Source organism: Ignavibacteria bacterium (assembly GCA_016873845.1).
In the GTDB taxonomy this organism is placed as follows: domain Bacteria; phylum Bacteroidota; class Ignavibacteria; order Ch128b; family Ch128b; genus JAHJVF01.
Map to the genome: position 1 here is coordinate 1 of VGVX01000048.1, position 21,253 is coordinate 21,253.

A 21,253-nucleotide genomic window follows, 5' to 3' on the forward strand; every position below is an offset into this window, starting at 1 on the left:
GAATCTTTTGAAAATACAGCATAGCTATGAGATTTTGGAACAGCTATTGCTTCATCTCGTTTTTTTTCACGGACTTTTGTAATTATCAAACCAACAGTTATGGTGATAAGAAACATTAACGCGACTAATATTGCTGTCATGGCATATCTTCCTTAAGTTTTCTTGAGAAAAGAAAACAATTTGAGTGCCATAATGGAATAGATAAATAAATACCACTTTAACCTCTTTAGTATCAAGAGGTTAGGAGAAAGTTTCTGTGAAAGAAGAATTTGATCTTTAATTTTTATTGATGAATATATTTACACAACAAAACAGGATAGTGTTGTAATTCTTTATAAATGAAGAACTTTGATTTGATTATTTTTTCAACAGAGCAAGTTGAGATTTTCAGCGATTGAATGATGTCATTCTTAAATAAGTCCGAATAATTTAATAAGAAGTGAATGGAATTTTGATTTACTCTAAAAGAATGTATATTTACTCAAGTCAAAAGTCTTGATCGTGAGTTCATATTTTCAAGTTGATCAATTCGAAATCAAAGGAACTAAGTATGAGAAATAGAATCCTCCTCTTTTCATTTATATTCTTTGTGCCAGTTTTTTTTGTTGCCTCACTTCCCACAAAAGAAAAAAATATCAACTCAGCCCTTAAGCTAAGCGAAGAATCTGAGGCATGTTTAGATTGCCACTCATCTGTAACGCCTGGAATCGTAGAAGATTGGCAGACAAGCCTCCACTCAAAAATAAATTTGCAGCAAGCGATTTCTAAACCTGAATTAGAAAAAAGAGTTTCCTCAAACAAAATTCAGGAAAAATTCGGTGATAAAGTAATCGGCTGTTATGAGTGTCATAGTCTGAATGCAGATTCGCATAAAGACAATTTCGACCATTTTGGTTATCGTATAAATGTTATAGTCAGTCCGAACGATTGCAGCACTTGTCATCCTATAGAAGCAACGCAATATTCTGAAAGCAAAAAGGCAAATGCTATTGGTAATCTTGAGGAGAATCCGGTTTATCACACTTTAGTCGAAACGATAACGAGCACAAAAGAATTTAAAAATGGAAAAATCGTTCAGACTAAAGAGTTTGAAAACGCAAGAAGTGAAAGTTGTTATGCTTGTCATGGAACGAAGATTGAAGTAAAAGGAATGCGTAGTGTTGAAACAGATCTCGGCGAAATTGAAATCCCCAATCTTTCGAATTGGCCAAATCATGGAGTAGGAAGAATTAATCCGGATGGAAGCAAGGGCGCATGTACATCGTGTCATCCGAGGCACAGTTTTTCAATCGAGATCGCACGCAAGCCATATACATGCGGACAGTGTCACTTAGAACCTGACGTGCCGGCATACAACGTTTATAAAGAAAGTAAACACGGGAATATTTTTGAATCCAAAAAAGAAAAATGGAACTGGACGAATGTTCCCTGGACAGTTGGAAAAGATTTTTCTGCACCAACCTGCACTTCCTGTCATAACAGTTTATTAGTGAACTCAAGCGGAGATATAATTGCCGAACGTTCACACGATTTTGGCTCTCGTTTGTGGACGAGGCTTTTCGGATTAATTTATGCACATCCGCAGCCAAAAAATGGAAACACTTCAATAATCAGAAATAAAGATGGACTTCTACTTCCGACAACTTTCACCGGAGAAAATGCGAGTGAGTTTTTAATTTCAAAAGAAGAGCAATCTGCTCGAATAGTAAAAATGAGTAAAGTTTGCCAATCATGCCATTCAACAACTTACGCAACGAATCATTTTAAGAAACTTGATAAGACGATTGAGGAAACTAATAAAATGACCTTAACCGCCACGCAGCTTTTACTTGAAGCGTGGAATGCCGGTTTAGCGAATAAGAACAATCCATTTGATGAAACCATAGAAATAAAGTGGATTAAGCAATGGCTGTTGTACTCAAATTCGATTCGATACGCATCAGCGATGTCAGGACCCGACTATGCTGCATTCAAAAATGGGTGGTGGGATCTTTCAAACAATCTTGCTGAAATGAAAGATTGGATTGAGGTGCACAAGAAAATAAAGAAGTAAATAATCTGGAGTTAATATGAAAAAGTTTATGCTGCTTTTTCCTCTCTTGGTTTTTTCTTGCAGCGAGGATTCGTCAGTAGACTCTTCTTCAACGCTGCTTGAGGAGGTTTGGCTCAAATATAAACAAACCATTTCAATTGGCGCCGAACCAATTTATTTGACTTTCAATGAGGTCCTTTCAGAATCTCGCTGTCCTTCAAATGTCGTTTGTGTTTGGCAGGGCGAAGCGAATTTGGAATTTAAACTTTTTACGCCCAGTATGTATGAAAGAAAATTTAATCTGAAGATTGAAGGATTTGTTGGAAGAGCAGATACAGTTGCTCATAAATATATTGATACACTGGGCTATCGCATTACATTAATGCAGCTAGATCCATATCCGCACACAGATTCAACACGGCAGATAGCAGATTATTCCGCGCTGATGAAGATTAAAAAGCTAGAGTAAAACTCAACGAATTAATCTTCTTTAATTACAAATGCATGCACAATCTCAACTGAGTTTTTCAGCATTGCGGAGACTGAGCAATATTTTGTCTGAGAGAGTTCGATTGCTCTTTCGATATCTTCTTTCTTAATCCCACTGCCATAAAAGACATATTCGAGAATTATTTTAGTAAAGACTTGCGGATGTTCATCGGAGACTTCGGCTTCAATGTTGATTTCAAAATCTGTCAAAACAATCCGTTTTTTCTTAAGAATAGAAACCACATCACTCCCGGTGCAACCAGCCAATCCAAGGAGAATTAATTCTTTCGGCCTGATGCCGGCGTTGCTTCCGCCGAACTCTTCGGGTCCATCCATTGTTAGCCAGTGATTTGAATCGGTTTTTCCAGCGAATGTAATTCCAGAAATTTGTTTGATATAAGCTTTTTTCGTTTTCATATAAAATCTTTCCTTTAAGAGTTTGATGGTTTATTTGAAAATTGGTTTCAATTATGAATTCGAAATACAGTCCAAATTCGCTTAATAAGTTTTATTATATTTGAGACGTAAAATCGGTATTAAAATGAAAAATCATTCGATAATCTCGATAATATTTTTATCAGTAATATTAATTACTAGTATGACACGAACAACAACAGCACAACTTAAGCTCTCGGCAGAGATAGTAAGTTTCGATTCGATTGCAGTAAAACTGCCGTACAACAATCTGACAATAAAATCCGAAGATGTCAAACTGCAAGGGGCAGTATTAAAAAGTATTGAACAGCATCATGACGTACTGTTTCTTTACACATCAGAGATAGAACTTTCGGAGCCAATATTTATAGAAATAAAGAATTTCGGGAAAGTTAAAGCTGAACCAGGGCGAGTCTTTGATAAATTCACAACAGAGAAGAAGCTAGGATGGGAAATAAAAAACGAGCGAACAAATTTCAATATTTTTGCACCGAGGGCGTCGATGGTCAAGCTTGTTCTTTTCGATGATGTAAGAGACGAATTCGGAAAAGAATATTTTATGAGCCGCGATACAGATGGAGTATGGAGATTAACCATCGAAGAAGAATTGTGGAATAAATATTACGTTTATAGAGTAGATGGTCCTCAAGATGAAACAGAAATGTTCGATGCAAATGTATTAATTGCAGATCCCTATTCAACTGCAGTTGCATCAAAAAACTCTTATGAACACGAATCGCGGACATTAATTCACAGAAATGATTTTGACTGGGAAAATACAGGTTGGGTGAAACACTCACCAGATGAATTAGTAATTTATGAAATGCACGTGCGTGATATGACTGCACATTCTTCTTCGCAAGCAAAAAATCCCGGCTCGTATCTTGGATTGACAGAAAAAAATATCCGTGGCGGAATTAATTATTTAAAAGAGCTTGGAGTGAATGCGGTCGAGCTCCTGCCCGTTCACGACTTTGCGAATTGGGAGATTCCGTATAAACGAAATCATCGCGGGTTCTATAATTCGTGGAATCCATACGAAAGAAATCATTGGGGCTATATGTCAACTTATTTCTTTGCTCCGGAAAGTTATTATTCTTCGAATGGGAAAAGCAATATTGGAGAATGGAACGGAACGGATGGAAGGCAAGTTCACGAATTTAAAGAAATGGTAAAAACATTTCACAAGGAAGGGATCGCGGTTATTCTCGATGTAGTTTACAACCACTGTTCGCAATATGATTGGAATCCGTTTAAGTACATCGATAAAAAATATTATTTCGGATTGGATTCATCACAAAACTTTCTTTCATTCAGCGGATGCGGCAATGATACAAAAACTGAACGCCCTTTATTCAGAAAACTAATTCTCGAAAGTATTATACATTGGATGACCGAATATAAAATCGACGGATTTCGATTTGATTTGGCACAGTTAATTGACCGAGAAACTTGTGAACTGATAATTGAAGAAACCAAAAAAATAAATCCGAATGTAATTATTATTGCCGAGCCATGGGGAGGTGGATACGATCCTGCAGGATTTTCGAAAATAGGATGGGCGGCATGGAACGATGTCGCGAGAAACGGAATTAAAGGAGAAAATCCATTTAATCGAAAAGGATTCATTTTCGGGAATTGGGATCATGGTGTGAATACTGCATCGATGAAAAAATTCTTTTCCGGAACGCTTGAGAAAATGACTGGCTTGTTTCAAAAATCTGAACACTCGATAAATTATCTTGAGTCGCACGATGGTTATACACTTGGCGATTTTGTCCGTTTAGCAACCGGAAAGATCGAAAGACATGACGCGGTAAGAGACGCAAAAAAATTAGTGACCCTTTCAAAGGAGGAATTGAAGATTCATAAACTTGCAGCATTAACTCTTTTCTCGCTTCAAGGTCCTGTTATGATCCATTCCGGGCAAGAGTTTGCACGTTCAAAAATAATTGCACTTACATCGACACCGGATATTCATATCGGCACACTCGATCATAACAGCTATGATAAAGATAACGAAACTAACTATATCAACTATGAGCACGTTGATTGGAACAAAGAGCTTCTACTTTACTACAAGGGAATAATTAATCTAAAAAAGAAATACCCTCAGCTTCGTAAATCTTCCTTATCAGATCTTACTTTTATTTCCGATTCAACTAATGAATTTGCGGTTGGTTACATTTCGAAAATGAAAGATCAAGCCGAATTGCTTGTATTTGTGAATGGAAGCAATAAGAATAAAAGCGAAATATCAATCCCATCTGGTGAATGGTATGTTCTTGCAGACGGGATAAAAGTTTATAATTCAAAAGATGAACAGAAAATTGTAAAAGACATTTTAAAACTTGAACCAACGGAAGGAATAATTCTCGTTAAATCGTTTTGAACTAATTATTTTGGTTGAGCTATTTGAGATAAACCATTTTTTTCGTCTCAACGCGATTACCGGCTTTGAGCTGATAGAAATAAACGGAGCTGCGCAATGGATAATGTAAAATTGAAAATGGAAAATGATAGAATCCAGCATCTTTAATTTCATCAACAAGCGTTGCAACTTCACGTCCAAGTACATCATAAACTTTCAATAGAACATGTTTTTTTCTCGGTACTAAATACACAATACTAGTTACTCCATTAAACGGATTCGGATAATTTTGATACAATACGAATTTATCCGGTATATCATTCTTGTCAGAAATGTTCGTTGAGATCGAAACAGTTGCTGGGATTTTAATCTCAATATTGTTAGGATCATTTGTTGATAGAAGTATTTCTGTATGATAAACGTCCGACTTCAATCCCTTTGACTTCGCAGTTAGAAATATTGGCTGAGATGACATAGGAAGAATATTTCCGCTAATTGGATTTGATGATAAGAAAAGGTCGATTTCTAAAAGCAGATTATTTTTAATAAAACTAGTATTGAAAGCAATCTCCAATCCATCATTCCCGTCAAAATTCTCTATTCCAATCGTCTCAAAATTCCAAGTTGAATTTATTTTACTGTACACAAATTGCACTTTGGATGAATTTGAAAAAAGAATAATTTGAAAAGTAAGATCTCCATTTGACGAAGGCCAATAATCCCAATTGTTCCACTGAATAATAAACTTATCATCAATCTGCTGATAATAAATATCCCCTTTTTTTGTTCCGTCTAAGTCTGTCCAAAACGGAGAGATGATTGCATCCGGGCGATTAAAACTCGGGATTGGATAATTAATACTGGACTCTTCAAAAAAATAAAAGTTGAACGTAATAAATCCGTTGGACGAAACCACAGTTTTGTTAAACGTAAAACCGTAAAAAATAAAATCGAATGGAAGGTCAATTATTCCAAAACCCTCATCCTTGGCTGGAAGATTGGAATTAACCTGAAGCAGATTGATTTTCGTTCCAGTGGTTGAAATATCTGTAAAGCTGTAAGAAGGACCTTTAGAGTGCTCGTTCGTTATCCACCAATAACCAAATTTATCAATCCCGCCAGATTTCTCAGTTTGCCTTATTCCCACACGTGTATCGGGCTCCCCTTTTCGTTTTAGTTTTGTGTAATAATGTTCTGGATATGAGCGAGTAAAAGAATTTTCAAAATTAACACCATTGAGCTTCCAACTTAGATCGGCAAGGCCAGAATTGTTTATTATTAAGGAAGTTTTTGTTGAATCTGTATTATTTAGATTAAAATGAAGTGATGAGGATGAGAGTGATACCTTAGGATAATAGACAGCATTTCCTTCTATTAGAATAATTATAGTTGTATCCCCGGCATTGCAGCTTAATATGGAAGTAAATTTACCGGTCCGTGTCGGATGAAATTGGATTTTTACAATCTCAAAACGATCTTTCAAAACTGTAAAATTGTTTCTATCAGCTGCATATCCTGAATCCGAAAAGTTTAAGGAGATTGATCTGGAGGCATCTGTGTTATTGTAAAAATCTAAATATAAATCTTTGGTTGTTCCAACTTCAGTCTCCGAGAAAATAATTTTATTTGGGCCAGCAAATAGTTTTTGTTTTGAAATATTCTTTACAGTTCTAAATGCATTCAATCTTCCATAACCTGTTTCCAAATCGAATCCATCTGAACCCAAATCGATACATGAATATCTCATCAGATTTCGGATAGAATCCTGGCTCAAGAATGGATTAAGTGAAAGAATCAAAGCTGCGACTCCTGCGGCATGAGGTGTTGCTGCCGATGTACCGTTTGCAAATTGAAAATATTCATTCGGTGAGTAGCCAAGCTGCCCTATCATGTCAGTTGAAAAAATTCTTGTTCCAGGTGCCAGAAAATCCAAATCGATACCGTAATTGCTTGCCCAGTTCTCTCCATCGCAAGTTGAAAAAGTTTTTCTTCCATCGCATGGACTTAAAGCGCCCACTGCCATAACATTTGTATATGAAGCAGGATAAAACGATGCAGTATCGTTCCAATTGCCTCGCGAACCAAATAACACACAACCTTTTGCATAAGCATAATCGATTGCCGATTTAAGATAACCGGAATTTGTCGTACTTCCCCAGCTCATCGAAATTACTTTTGCTCCGCTGTCTGCAGCAAAAATAACTCCATTCGATACAGATTGTTCTGAACCCGTTCCTTTGCCAATTACTTTGACTGGCAGAAGACGGCAATTCCAATCTACACCTGCCATTCCGATATTGTTATTGCCTGTTGCGGCAGCAATTCCAAACATCACTGTTCCATGTCCATCGTCGTCCATAGGATCATCGTCGCCGTATTTAAAATCATATCCTGGAATTATCCTGCCGGCAAATTCCGGATGATGGTAGTCAAGTCCAGTATCTAAAATCGCAAGAATTAAATCTCTTGATCCTATAGTGATTGTCCACGCTTTTCTTGTTTCGATATCAACACCAGGTGTTCCAACCGGAGCGCCGCCCCCCAACGGAATGACCTGTCCACGATTCTCGTGAGCCCATTGTTTTTGATAATTAGGATCATTTGGATATGAAGTTGTGGAATAAACATAATTTGGTTCAGCCGATTCAACAACGTCAAGCTTGCTGAATTCATTGGAAATAAATTTTGGGTTTAGAAAACTCGGGAAGTTAAAGACAAAAATTCTCGATAAGCCAAATTCTTTATCAAGCTCAGTATCTTTTGGTTTGAATTTTAAGAACGGTTCGATGGAATTGATTTGATATTTTCTATTTAGCTCATCAATGGTGCTTATTCCGGTTTCGAGAACTCCATTTTTTGATTTTGGCGAAAAATTTGGGAATTCATCGGCAGAGATTTTGACTATGATCTGGTCAGCAATATATTTCTGTTGTGAAAAGAGAGAAAGATTCAGAAAAAAGAGAAAAGAAAGAGAAGCGAAAAGCTTTAATCTCATACAAATCTCCGTAATATTATCTTAAAAGAATTAATTTTTTAGTAGCAGAATATTTTCCTGCTTCCAATTTGTAAAAGTAAACTCCACTCGCAAATCCGCTCGCATTAAGTTCAATTTCATATTCCCCTAACGGTTTGGGTTCGTTAACCAGAGTTTTTATTTCTCTGCCAAGAACATCGTAGATCTTTAATGTAACTTTTGGTAGAGTCATTGCGTTTTGTGTCTCTAATGTTGGAATTACGTATCGAATCATTGTTCTTGAATTGAATGGATTGGGGAAGTTTTGGTGTAGAACAAAAGAATAATTTCTCGAAGTTGTTGTTTCACCTACGCTAGTTAATAAGCCAGAATAAGATTGTAGATTTAATTGACGAAAATTATTTTTTAGCATTTCAATTCCTTGAAGATTACTGCTGCCGCGTGCTGCCATAATTACAATTACAACCTCTTGTGTATCATTTACAGCAAATGTAAATGGATGAGTTGATATGAGCATTCTTCTGTTTCCATCATCGGGGCGAGGTGTCGTGTATAACGTAGATGGCCAACCAGGTCCCTCATACCACCCAATTCCACTAACAGGATCGCCAGTTAACCAAAATCGAGTTCCTACAAATGTAATTGGATCATAGATATATTCACCCTGATATCCGGCTCCCTGTTGATAATTCCTCAGAGCATAAGGAGTTCCAGCATGGGAACCTTTATGCGGCTCTATATATATCATTAATCTACCTTGTTCTGGTGGTGTATTAATTATAAATGCTCGTGCTCGAAGATTCTTATAACCCTTTATCCATTTATCGTTGAAAAATGCAGAATCGATGATAGTCGCCGTTTGTTTCGGTCCCTGCAAAATACTGTATCCTATAACTGGTGGAGATTCACCCCAAATAGAGTCATAATTTGAAGTATTATAGCAATACGCAAGGTTCAGAGAGATATCACCACCACAATAATCATCAAACCGATTTCCGATATCTGGATCAGCCCAATAGCTAAAGATAAAGTTTTCAAGATTTTTGCTGGATTTATTGATGATTTTATATTTTTTAAATATCACATCATTTAAAAAGTTTTCTTTTTTATAACCAAATATATATGAGTGAATTTCTAAACCAATCGGTTTTGAACCAAATAGAGCAATAGTTTTGGTTGTATCTAAGTCGTTCATTATAAACCAATTAGTTTCATCTCCGTAGAACTTGGGCTTATCGATTCCAGGATCGTAGAATCCATTCAGATTAATATCTTCCCATGGAGCACCCAAATCTATAGGCCAATTAATATAATCATATTGTAATCGATCTTTTTCTAAACTTGGGGGTAGAGATTCCCAATTTTTTTTGATTTTCCAAATCTTGAAACGTGAATCGTTTGGGTTTGATGGGACTTTTCCAGGGAGTATCTGCCCGGGTTGGAGTCCGCTCCTATATGAACTTCCCCCAGCGGTTAAAGAAGGGTAAGTAGCATAAAAAGACCAAAGGAAACCATCTTTAAATGAAAGTTGATTTATTGAGTTAATTCCGCCAGGCCATAAAAAACCGGCTCTATTTGCAGAGGAGGAATGAGAGCCGACACCTGTATTGTCAAACCACATCAGAACATTGTTAATTGCTATATAATCTTCATTATTATTAGGTGAAATTATTTCAATCGGAGTTTCAATAATTGTAACTGGACCTAAGCCAGTTGCGTCCCTTATTTTAATTTTACACAATTTAGTTGTGATTGATGGTACTTTCCATGTGAACGAATTAGAAGTCGATGAATAATTCTCTATTATGCTTATCCATGTTAAACCATTATCAGTTGAATACTCAATGTTATAAAAATCGATGTTAAGACTATTCCACATAATTAAATAATTGAATCCGCCCCAGATTTTTTCAGAAACTTTAGGTTGAAGTAAAAAAAGCTTTTTGTAAAATAAATCTTTATTCGATTTTAATATCCAATAATCACCTTTATAATTTCCAGTAAAAATTAATCCGCTGTCTAGAGATACTTTAATCTCCTCCGTTACCCCTGAGAACGTTTTCCGAGTTAATACAACTCCATAAAAATCTAATTTTATGATTTCATTTGGCTTTTGATACACATCTTCTGAAGTAGCGATAAAAAATGCTGAATCATTCAGAGATACGATTGAATATATTTTAGTATCGAAGGTTTTTGACCAAATTGGATGCCCAATATTATTTGTAAAATAAAGCGATTTTCCACCGCTTATAATTAAATAGTCATTATTAGTCACTTGAAGATCAAAAACTACTTTTCCATAGTATGATGCTATATCAAATTTTCTTTGCCAGAGTGTATTACCAAGAGAATCGAGCTTAGTAAGAAAAATTCTTCTCTTAGTAAGAGAGGTTTCATAAGAACCCAATATGACAAAACAATTGTCAAGGGTCTGTTTTACAGTATAACCGTACTCATTTTTACCAGCGTCCAGGACTTTTAAACACTGGATTTCACCTTCAGGGTCTGTTCTAATTACTAATATGTCACTGGCCGCAATCTTTTGATTGCCGACAATTACTAAACCATTATCCTTTGTTAAAATCATATCATGACCGATATAATTAAATGCTCCAGCGATTTCTTTCTGCCAGATTTGTAAACCATCGGTTGTGATCTTAGCAAGAGCAATTCTCGATTCGCGAGATGTGTACATAAATATTAAATGGTTATCATTAGAAAGAAGTACTTTATTTCTACCATATGATTTGTTTGTTATACATTCAAACTCCAGAGTCCATACAGAATTACCATGCTTATCTAATTTTGTAATAATGGCTTTCGATTCTTGTGAGTAAATGTTCAATGAAATCCCAGCTATAATTAAACTATTTTCATCAGGGCAAACTACAGATGTTGCATTTTCTGTGTAGTTCGTGTCCCCAATAATTTTTTCAAAAGTAATTATTTGGGCAGAGAGTGAGTGTGTGGAGAGATTAAAAAAGATAATGACCAGTGAAACAATGTATAATAATCTTTGTATCATTTTAGGCACTAGGACACTTCATAATGTTACGATAAACACTACTGTAATATAATCATTTTCTTAGAAATGAATCTATTGTTGACTTGTAGTTTGTAAAAATACACTCCACTCGCGAATCCAATTGCATCAAGTTCAATTTCATATTCACCTGGCGGTTTAGGTTCATCGACCAGAGTTTGTAATTCTCTGCCAAGAACATCATAGATCTTTAATGTAACTTGTGGTAAAGTCATTGCATTTTGCGTCTCTTGTGTTGGAATTACATATCGAATCAATGTTCTTGAATTAAAAGGATTGGGAAAGTTTTGATAAAGGGAAAATTCATTTATCGAATAATTTCCATCTACGCTTGATGGGATAAAGATTTTAAAATGTCCATTACTTTCATCAAAACTACTGCCATCGTTCACATCGGTTATTCTTAATAGAGCGCCACGTTCGTTTATATGAGGAATTGTCCAGTTGTAACTCAATGAATCGGCAGGAAAGTTTTGTACTATAGTATGCCATTTTCCATCCTCATTTGTTTGAAATTGAATTGTAACAAATTTAGCAAATGTATGCTGCCATTTAATTTTAAATATGCTATTTGCCTGCAATTGCTCGCCTCCGTTTGGTGCAAGAACAATTATTCTTTTATATCTGCCGAGCGAATCTGTTTTAACAACAAAGATCTGAATACTTGAACCGTGTGCATAAGAACCTGTAATAATAAATCCGCCGTCTTGAGCCTGTTCAACGTAATTTGCTGAAATATAGCCAATCAAGTACCCCCAATAAAAAAAATCATTGCGCCATTGTAAGCTTCCATATTTGTCATATTTAAAAAGATTTGTAGATGTCAGCATAATGAAGCCGCCGTCTGAAGTTTGTTTAACAGACATTCCTTTATAACCGGTTGAAATTATTTCTTTGGGATAACCTTTAGTATCGGCGGTAATAATTGAACTTCCGCCGTGAATTAGTATCGACCCGTTGCCCAATCTCTGAGATGAATAACCAACATTACTCGAAGCATTCATTGAATATTTTCTTACCCAAAGAAGATTTCCGCTGTGATCAAGTTTTAATGCAATTAATTTGGACTGAGTTATGCTAATGGACATCGATCCAATAAAAATATACCCATCATCATCTAGTTCTAATGCGCTCCACCCGAAGTCGTTTTTTCCAAAGTCAATACTATATGACCAAAGCGTATCGCCATTCATGTCGGTTTTAACGAAGTAAAGATCCCATGTTGAATTTTGAATTGAGCCGGCAATTACAAATCCATTGTCTGAAGTTTGCGTAACAAAGTAGCTCATCTCGTTCTTAGGCGTTCCAATAAATTTTGACCAGATAACAGTTCCATTCTTATCGGTTTTAATTAAGGAGATATCCCAATTACTTTCCCGATTCACAGCGCCCGTTAAAATAAAACCACTGTCACGAGTTAATTGTGCGAATGATCGGGTTAAATTCAATTGATTTAATCCTGGGAAAGATTGTGTCCACTTTTGATTTCCTAGCGAATCTATTTTTGTTAACAATAGATTATTTAGCGAAGTAGCCGATATGATATAACCCAAATCATTTGTTTGTTGAATTGAATATCCTATTTGCTTGTCGCTGATTCTGAAAGTTCTTTGAAAGGTAATAGATTGAGAAGAAGAAATCTCAAAAGAGATAAAGGTTATTATCATAACTCTGACGAATGTGAGGTTCATTTCACAATCGCCAATTTTTTAACAATTGCATTACCTCTATAATTTAGTGTATACCAAAAAATTCCGCTGGTTAATTTATCAGCATCCAAGTTTATTTCATGTTCGCCAGCTGATTTTAATTCATCAACAAGAGTTTTGATCTTTCTGCCAAGCACATCGTATAATTCTAATTTAACATGTTGAGAAATTACTTGATTATTTGTTGAGATCGATGGCATCTCTGTTGGAATCGTATATTTTATCTTCGTGATTGAATTGAAAGGATTTGGAAAATTTTGATAGAGATTGAAATAAAACGAACTGGATTTATCGTTAACATCGGTCTTTTCTTTAATAATAAACGGTGCCGCATTCGAAGCGCCATAAGAATAATCTGATGCATCAAACACCTCGATGTAACAATCATTTGAGGGTGAGTTAGGTACAACCCAAAGATATTTTTCGCTGTCTGCTGAGTAACTTTCATGAATGGACTGGTAAGAAAAATTATACTTTAATCTTATGAAGACATTCTCAACATAATCACTTTTCCACTTAATCCACACCGAATCTCCGATTGTGAATGTTTCGCCGCCAATTGGAAAAAGCAATTGAACGTGTCTATTTGAACCTAATTTATCTAATTTAGCAATCCATGTTTTTTCGCTGCCGCTTATACCGATTTTTCCAAGAATTATAAATCCACTATCGGGAGTTTGCAATGCCATAACATTCTTTTTCTGAGTAGTCGGAGGGTGCCATTCCCAATTTAAAATTCCGTTTCGATCTGTAACAAATAAACCGTTATCTCCGGCAATCACAATATTTTTTTGAAAAGATTCTGTTGCTGAATTTAACGGAGAGGAGAGGGTTCTTGTCCAAATAGGATATCCAACTGAGTCGATTTTTATCAAATAATTCTGAGCTGTGATAATAAATCCGTTATCAATCGTTTTGCTAAGGAAATAATTGGCAAACGCATTTTGAGTTTCATTTAATTTCCTCTGCCAGAGAATATTTCCGTTTACATCAGTTTTTACCAGATAGACTCTTTTCGAGTTGATACCAAATGTCGTTGTTCCGATAAATACAAATCCGCTGTCTTTGGATTGTCTCACAACCCAACCATAATCGCTTCGAGTTCCACCGAAAATTCTTGACCATAATTCATTTCCTTGAGAATCAGTTTTGAGAAGAAACATGTCCCAGCCCGAAGCGGAATTTTTTTTTGATCCGCCAATTATATAACCGCCGTCATAAGTTTGTTGAATGAAATGTCCCGCGTGGTCAGTTGTACCACCTAATTTTTTCTCCCAAATTAGATTACCCAAACTATCTAGCTTTATTATATAAATGTTAATATAAAATGGAGTATCGCAAGTGCCGACAACAGCATAACCACCATCTGAGGTTTCAATTGCGCAAACGCGGTTTGGATTGTAGTTTCTTGTCCCTTTTATAATTTTATGAAAACTTTCTTTTCCTACTTTATTTATTTTTTTAATGAAAATTTCTCCATCAAGATTGGAGTAGTTTACGTTAGTTCCAGAAATTAAATAATCCTCATCGGTTGTAATCTCAAGACTATATGGAAGTGTTACGTGCCCAAGGTTATATATAATCTCAAATGTGTTAGTTTGAGCATGTAAAGGTGTATAGGCTGCAAGAATCAGGAAAATAAAAGCGAATTTTTTTATTAAAAAAAACAAAAATAAATTTATAAAACTTTTCATCCTTATAATTATCCTATTCTAGATAAATATTACCAAAAGGTTACTTAATATAAACCATTTTTTTCGTCTCAACGCGATTACCGGCTTTGAGCTGATAGAAATAAACGGAGCTGCGCAATGGATAATGTAAAATTGAAAATGGAAAATGATAGAATCCAGCATCTTTAATTTCATCAACAAGCGTTGCAACTTCACGTCCAAGTACATCATAAACTTTCAATAGAACATGTTCTTTTCTCGGTACTAAATACACAATACTAGTTACTGGATTAAATGGATTTGGATAATTTTGAAAGAGTCGAATCTGCTGCGGATGTATAAAATTTTCAGCTTTCACATTTGTTGAGTTTTCTCCCCAAGCAGCCACAATTTTTGGAATTGTTGGATTGCCGAATGCTGCGAACTCGCCAATATAACACGCGACCTTTCCATTTGAATATTTTATCACTGCAGGATCAAGCAAGAGAGCGAGACCTTTTGTTCCATCGGGAATTAATAATCTATATTTTGTTGTATCGAAAAATCTTCCATCACCGTCATTACAAGCAATCCCGCTCTGCCCTGGAACTCCGCCGCGCATTTTTGTTCGATAGTACAATCTTATATTTCCATTTGTGAGATAAACAGGATGAGGATCGACGTCGTCAACTCCAAGAATATTTCCGATAGACTCAGCCCTCCAATTCAATCCCCAATCTGTTGTAATTGCAGTCCGAGTTCCATTCGTTCTGTAAAAATCACCCACGTAGTACATTCTCCAAATAGAATCTTGAATTTGTATCACCGAAGGAACGCTTGAAATGGAATCGTCTGCCAAACCAGGCTGATAACGTATTCCAAATTCTTTTACAAAGTTATAGCCATCGGAGGAGATGTAGCTTACGATTCTGCTTTTGTGTCTTGTTGGAGTTTTGTCCGGCGCTGGTTCTTCTGTTACAAAGCGAGTTCTTCCATCTAGCAGATAAATAAATCCGCCATCGACTTGCTGCGGTGAGTTTATTCCTGATAATACACTAAAAGTTTTTCCGGTGTCAGTCGATATTGCAGCACCTCGGCGAATTAAACCCGTACCACCAAATCCCAAAACAACTTTATTATCATTTGTAATATTTAGTCCTGGCACTCCCGCATTTGAAATTATTGCGGTTGTGTCGAGATTAAACTCAATTCCTTCATCGGAATTAAGCGTGAAATATTTTTTCCAATCAATTGTGCCAATCGATTCTGTTTTAGTGAAGTAAGACATCACACCAAGATGATCCGAACAAAAACTATATCCGCTGTATGGGGCATTCATAACCACCTTAGAAGAATCAATTTTTAATAGACTGCCGATGTTTGAAAAAATATAGTCAATGCGTGAAGCAGGTGCATTAGATGGAACTGTATAGCCAGCAGCCGAAGGATTGACTTTATAAAAACTGTCAAAGTAATTCCCGCTAGTTAATAAAGTTACTGGGGGTGTATTGGGAGTATCATTGAAATCGCCTGTCAGAATTGTTGCAATACTCGGGAATGTAGTGTCTTTCGAAGTTATGAACTGAAGTATTTGCTGAACTTGTTGGATTCTTACGCTTTGAGTCTGATAATCAAGATGCGTGTTGAAGAAATTAATTTTCCCCAAAGGGGTGTTTATATAATTCCAAACTACTTTTCTTGGAAAAGCACCAGGGACTAACTGTAAAAATCCCGACTGCTCAACGGGAAATTTTGAAACAATACCGACAAACTCTCGGAATTGATTGCTCCATGAAAGATGAGTGTAGCTATAAAAATAATGATAAATAAAACCGAAATGCGCCGACAAAGAGTCGGCAATAATTTTTGCTTGATTGTCGAGTCCGCTGCCGCTTAAGCTTTCGTTTATTTCCTGCAGTCCAATTATATCTGGATTTAATTGTTTAAGATTCTGAATTATTTGAAATAATCTTGTCTGTGGATTGGTGCCGGGTTTCATTCCCATCAGATTATAAGTCATTACTTTTAATGAATTTTGCCCAGTCAGCGGTTGGATAGAGAATAATAGAAAAAGGATTAGTAGTTTAATTGTCATTATTTCTAAACTCAATTAATAATTCTACTGTTGAATTGTTCGTTATTAAAAACCCATTATCAAACATTATAAATATCCATGTCTACAAATAAAGTTGGAATAATGTTGTTTAATTCGCAAGGGAAAAGTTAACTAGAAATTACCGATTTTCTCTAGCTTTAGGCTCTTTAAGTTTAGGTTTTCTATTGTTATCTTAGAAAGAAATTAGGATTCCACCAACAATGATCACACACATCGAACATATAGGCATTGCGGTAAAAGACTTGAATGAATCAATAAAATTTTATGAAGATTTTCTTGGGTCAAAATGTTACGCAGTTGAAGAAGTCTCAGATCAAAAAGTAAAGACAGCATTTTTCAAAATCGGCGAGACGAAAATCGAACTGCTCGAAGGAACTTCATCCGACAGCCCGATCACTAAATTCATCGATAAACGTGGAGAAGGAATTCATCACATTGCATTCGCTGTCGATGACGTTAAATCGAAACTGAATGAATTGAAAGAAAAAAATGTGCAACTAATTGATCACGAGCCGCGTACCGGCGCAGAAGGATTGCAAATTGCTTTCATTCATCCTAAAGCTGCAAATGGAGTGCTTACAGAAATTTGTTCACACAAGAAATAATTACATAAGGTTAATAATGAAGAAACTAATTTTTTTTCTGATACTATTTTCAGCATTTATTCTTCCTGCGCAAAATATTAACGTAACAGAACACAGCTTAAAAAACGGAATGAAGATTTTGTTCGTTGAAGATCACACAGTTCCGAGTATCTGCTATTTCGTTTATTTCAAAGCTGGCGGAAAGAATGAAAGACCGGGAATAACTGGTATTTCGCACCTCTTCGAGCATATGATGTTCAATGGATCGGCAAAGTATAAACCGACAGAATTCGATCGGCTGCTCGAAGAAAATGGCGGTTACTCAAATGGAAGTACGTGGAATGACTTTACAAATTATTGGGAAGAATTTAATTCGGATAAACTTGAATTAGTTCTTGATCTTGAGTCAGACAGAATGAAATCTCTCAAGCTTGATAAGGACAATCTCGAACAGGAACGCTACATTGTAATGGAAGAACGACGTCTGCGGGTCGATAACTATCCCGAAAACAAACAGGAAGAAGAATTGTACGCACACGCATTCGCTGCTCATCCTTATCAATTCCCGGTAGTCGGATGGATGGGGGACCTAGAGAATATCAAGCTCGATGATGCAAAAAATTATTTTAAAACTTACTATGCGCCGAACAATGCAGTCGTAATTCTCACGGGCGATTTCGATACGAAGAAAGCAATAAAGCTTTTTGAAAAATATTTTGGAAAAATTCCCGCACAAAAACCGCCGGTAAAAGTCAACAATGCCGAACCTCAGCAAAATGGAGAGAAAAGAATTGAACTGAAACGCGACGTTCAGCTAAGCTCTTTTTTAATTGGATATAAATCTGTTTCTATATCCGATCCAGAGCATTATGCATTGGATTTGCTTTCTGAAATTTTATCTGGGGGACAAAGTTCGCGCCTTGTGAAAACTCTTGTAAATGATAAGCAGCTTGCTGTGGAAGTTTGGACTTCGCAAGATGAATTTGAGCATCCTGGATTGTTTAAGATCTATGTGCAGGCAAGACAGGGCGAGGAGTTAAAAGAAATTGAAGAAAACGTTTATGACATTCTGAACGATATAATAGAAGACGGCGTGACAGACAACGAGCTTGAAAAAGTAAAGAACAAAAAGATTCGTGAATTGATAAGCTACTTTAAAACAAATCAATCAACTGGATTCAGGCTCGGATACTTTCACACTTTGACGGGAGATTATAAAAATGCTTTTCAACTGGCCGAAATATACGGCGCAGTCACAAAAGAACAGATAAAAGAAGCGGCGAAAAAGATATTAGCCAAAGATCAGCGGACAGTTGTTACATTATTACAGTCGGGGAAATAAAAATGAAAAAAATAATTTTAATACTGATAATCATCGCTCAAGCAGCATTCACTCAAAAACTCGATATACCAGATTTTTCTGTCAACACTTTAGAAAACGGATTGAAAATTGTCCTCGTTGAAAATAACAAACTTCCTTTGATACAAGTCCGCCTGCTATTGAAGGGAGGAGTTCGCCTAGATCCTGATGACTCCGACGGATTGACAAGCATTACATCCGAGCTTTTAAAAAAGGGAACAGAATTGAGAAAAGCGGAACGTATTGCAGAGGAAATCGAATTCCTCGGTTCGAGCATTAATGTTTCCACGAGTTATGATTACGTAAGTCTTTCATCAGAATTCCTAAAAATTAATTTTAATGATGGATTAAAGGTATTTTCTGACATAGTTATGAATCCAATCTTCCCATCTTCAGAAGTGAGTAAAGAAATCAAAAAACGTCTTGCAGAAATTGATGCAGCCCTCGACGATCCGAATACAATTATCTCAACGGCATTTTCGCTGGAAATCTTCGAAGGACACATGTATGGGAAAGTATTAAAAGGAAGAAAAAAATCTTTATTGAATATCGACCAGAATGCGGTCAAATGGCATTACAAAAAATATTTTGCACCAAATAATTCTTTGCTCGTTGTGTTCGGAGATTTTAATAAAACTGAAATGTTCGAAATGCTGAAGAACGCTTTTGCGCAATGGAAAAAAGGAGAAGAACTAAAATTTGAATCGAAGGAACAAGAGTTTTTTTCTGGAAAACAGCTTGTAATAATCGATAAACCAGATGTAACTCAAACTCAGATCAGATTTGGAAATAAGGGAATGAAAGTTAATGATAGAGATTATTATGCAGTTCAAGTCGCAAACACAGTCTTTGGCTCTGGATTCACATCACGGCTAGTTGAAGAGATCAGAGTAAAAAGAAGCTTGTCATACGGAGCCTCAAGCTCATTTGCGTCATATCAAGATGGAGGAACGTATCTAATTTCCACCTTTACCAAAAATTCCACCGTGAAAGAGGTCTTCGATGTTTTATTCAATGAGTTGAAGAAATACAGAGATAAAGGTCCATCTGAAAAAGAAATCTTAAAGGCGAAAAATTATTTGATTGGCGATTTTGCCCGCGACCTTCAGTCGCCGGAAATGCTCACAAGATATATAGCCGACATGGTATTCTATAATAGAGGAGAGAATTATCTCGCCGAGTGGGTTAATAACATTCGTAAAGCGTCCCGAATCGATATTGAAAAAGCAATTCAAAAATATTTTTTGATGGACGATCTCTTAATGATGATTGTAACAAACAGCAGCGAGGTTAAGCCGCAAGTTAAAACATTCGGAAAAGTGAAAGAGATAAATTATTTATCTGTACTGGAGTAAATATGAAGCTCAAAACAACTTTATTACTTTTCATAATTCAAATTGGGATTGTATTTTCTCAAACGGCATCATCGTATTTGCCCACGACGGTTGGGAATGTATGGAAATTCAAAACTCAGGCACTTGATTCTGCAGGCGTACCAACCGGGCCAATAATTTCAATGTTCGATTCCACGCTTGCATTTACAAGCTTTTTGGGGAAGCAAACTCTAATAAGTATTCGAAAAACAGAAGAGGGTATCATGTTCGATTCGTCTTGGTATGCTGCGCAAGGTTCGAGCATTTATACACACATGCGGTCGATCGAACTTGATACTTTCGAAGTAAAGCTTCCTGATTGGTTTGAAACCTACCGCTTCGGTGCATCGCTTGGAAGCAGATACACGATCTTTCAGCTTGATACAACATTAACGATTCCCGGAATGGGAACTCTTCCACTGCGATTTGTTTATCGAGGAACTCGGCTTGGAACGGAATCGATCACTGTACCGGCAGGAACTTTCAATGCGATGACATTTAAAACGGAAATAGTTATACAATATCGAATCTCGCTTCCGCCACCGCTGCCGCCGCTTTTAATCGATTTATTCAGTCTTCCGGTTCAAGATTGGCTTGCACAAGATAGATTTATTGTTAAATCAAGACAGGAGCCGCTTTACGTAGACTCGCTTGGATTGAATATTCCAGGGCAGATAGAAGAGCTTGAAGAATTCCGTCCGCCATCAACTTCAGTGGAAGGGGATTTATTAAAAATTGATTATAAGCTTTATCAAAATTATCCGAATCCGTTCAATCCGAGTACAGTTATCAGCTTTCAGCTTTCAGCAGTCAGTCAGGTTAGTATTAGAGTATTTGATATTTTAGGAAGAGAAGTTGCCGTTTTAGTTGATGAAGTAATTGGACCTGGGATTTACAATTATCCATTTTCCATTTTACATTATCCATTGCGCAGCTCCGTTTATTTCTACCAGCTCAAAGCCGGTAATTTCGTTGAAACGAAAAAGATGGTTTATCTCAAATAGTGCCAAATGTCCCCTCAGGATATTAAATTTAACAAAAAGACTGAGGAGACAAATGGAACTAAGACGAACAGAAATAAACCGGAGAGAAATAAACCGGAGAGAAATAAA

Annotated in this window: 13 protein-coding genes; 7 read left to right on the top strand and 6 right to left on the bottom strand. The window is 36.2% G+C overall.

Going from position 1 to position 21,253, the window contains the following annotated elements:
* Positions 1 to 550: 550 nt before the first annotated feature.
* Together FJ213_09290 and FJ213_09295 are read left to right on the top strand one after the other, a co-directional pair.
* On the top strand, positions 551 to 2,053 hold the full coding sequence (locus FJ213_09290; GenBank protein MBM4176351.1) for a hydroxylamine oxidase: 1,503 nt from the start codon (positions 551 to 553) through the stop codon (positions 2,051 to 2,053).
* Between the two features lie 16 nt (positions 2,054 to 2,069).
* Entirely contained in the window at positions 2,070 to 2,501 is a 432-nt protein-coding gene (locus FJ213_09295; protein ID MBM4176352.1) for a hypothetical protein, read from the top strand.
* A gap of 11 nt (positions 2,502 to 2,512) precedes the next feature.
* Here the strand turns inward: FJ213_09295 and FJ213_09300 are convergent, their stop codons facing one another.
* Positions 2,513 to 2,938, bottom strand: coding sequence for an OsmC family protein (locus FJ213_09300; protein ID MBM4176353.1), 426 nt, complete (start codon positions 2,936 to 2,938; stop codon positions 2,513 to 2,515).
* A gap of 124 nt (positions 2,939 to 3,062) precedes the next feature.
* Between FJ213_09300 and FJ213_09305 the strand changes: the two genes are divergently transcribed.
* Positions 3,063 to 5,348 (top strand): pullulanase, encoded by a 2,286-nt coding sequence (locus FJ213_09305; GenBank protein ID MBM4176354.1) that lies wholly within the window; start codon positions 3,063 to 3,065, stop codon positions 5,346 to 5,348.
* Positions 5,349 to 5,367: 19 nt separating this feature from the next.
* Here FJ213_09305 and FJ213_09310 read toward each other — a convergent pair whose 3' ends face one another.
* The 5 genes from FJ213_09310 to FJ213_09330 form a co-directional block, all read right to left on the bottom strand.
* Positions 5,368 to 8,322: a T9SS type A sorting domain-containing protein gene (locus FJ213_09310; protein MBM4176355.1), complete on the bottom strand. Its 2,955-nt coding sequence runs from the start codon at positions 8,320 to 8,322 to the stop codon at positions 5,368 to 5,370.
* Positions 8,323 to 8,338: 16 nt separating this feature from the next.
* Positions 8,339 to 9,049 (bottom strand): T9SS type A sorting domain-containing protein, encoded by a 711-nt coding sequence (locus FJ213_09315; GenBank protein MBM4176356.1) that lies wholly within the window; start codon positions 9,047 to 9,049, stop codon positions 8,339 to 8,341.
* 2,318 nt (positions 9,050 to 11,367) lie between these two features.
* Positions 11,368 to 13,038, bottom strand: a complete 1,671-nt coding sequence (locus FJ213_09320) for a T9SS type A sorting domain-containing protein (GenBank protein ID MBM4176357.1) — start codon at positions 13,036 to 13,038, stop codon at positions 11,368 to 11,370.
* Positions 13,035 to 14,750 carry a T9SS type A sorting domain-containing protein gene (locus FJ213_09325; GenBank protein ID MBM4176358.1) on the bottom strand — a complete coding sequence of 572 codons (1,716 nt, stop codon included), beginning with the start codon at positions 14,748 to 14,750 and terminating at the stop codon, positions 13,035 to 13,037. Before FJ213_09325 ends, FJ213_09320 begins: the two co-directional genes overlap by 4 nt.
* A gap of 40 nt (positions 14,751 to 14,790) precedes the next feature.
* The gene (locus FJ213_09330; protein ID MBM4176359.1) at positions 14,791 to 16,047 is read right to left on the bottom strand and encodes a T9SS type A sorting domain-containing protein; all 1,257 of its coding nucleotides are present in this window, start codon (positions 16,045 to 16,047) and stop codon (positions 14,791 to 14,793) included.
* Positions 16,048 to 17,024: 977 nt separating this feature from the next.
* On the opposite strand from FJ213_09330, the gene mce reads away from it, so the two are divergent.
* From mce to FJ213_09350, 4 genes are read left to right on the top strand one after another with little or no spacing between them, the layout of a single operon-like run.
* Positions 17,025 to 17,429, top strand: a complete 405-nt coding sequence (gene mce / locus FJ213_09335) for a methylmalonyl-CoA epimerase (protein MBM4176360.1) — start codon at positions 17,025 to 17,027, stop codon at positions 17,427 to 17,429.
* Positions 17,392 to 18,750 (top strand): insulinase family protein, encoded by a 1,359-nt coding sequence (locus FJ213_09340; GenBank protein MBM4176361.1) that lies wholly within the window; start codon positions 17,392 to 17,394, stop codon positions 18,748 to 18,750. The genes mce and FJ213_09340 overlap by 38 nt, the downstream gene beginning before the upstream one ends.
* A gap of 2 nt (positions 18,751 to 18,752) precedes the next feature.
* Complete coding sequence (locus FJ213_09345) at positions 18,753 to 20,123, top strand: insulinase family protein (protein MBM4176362.1); 1,371 nt, start codon at positions 18,753 to 18,755, stop codon at positions 20,121 to 20,123.
* A 2-nt stretch (positions 20,124 to 20,125) separates the two neighbouring features.
* Positions 20,126 to 21,145 (top strand): T9SS type A sorting domain-containing protein, encoded by a 1,020-nt coding sequence (locus FJ213_09350; GenBank protein MBM4176363.1) that lies wholly within the window; start codon positions 20,126 to 20,128, stop codon positions 21,143 to 21,145.
* The last annotated feature ends 108 nt before the right edge of the window (positions 21,146 to 21,253 follow it).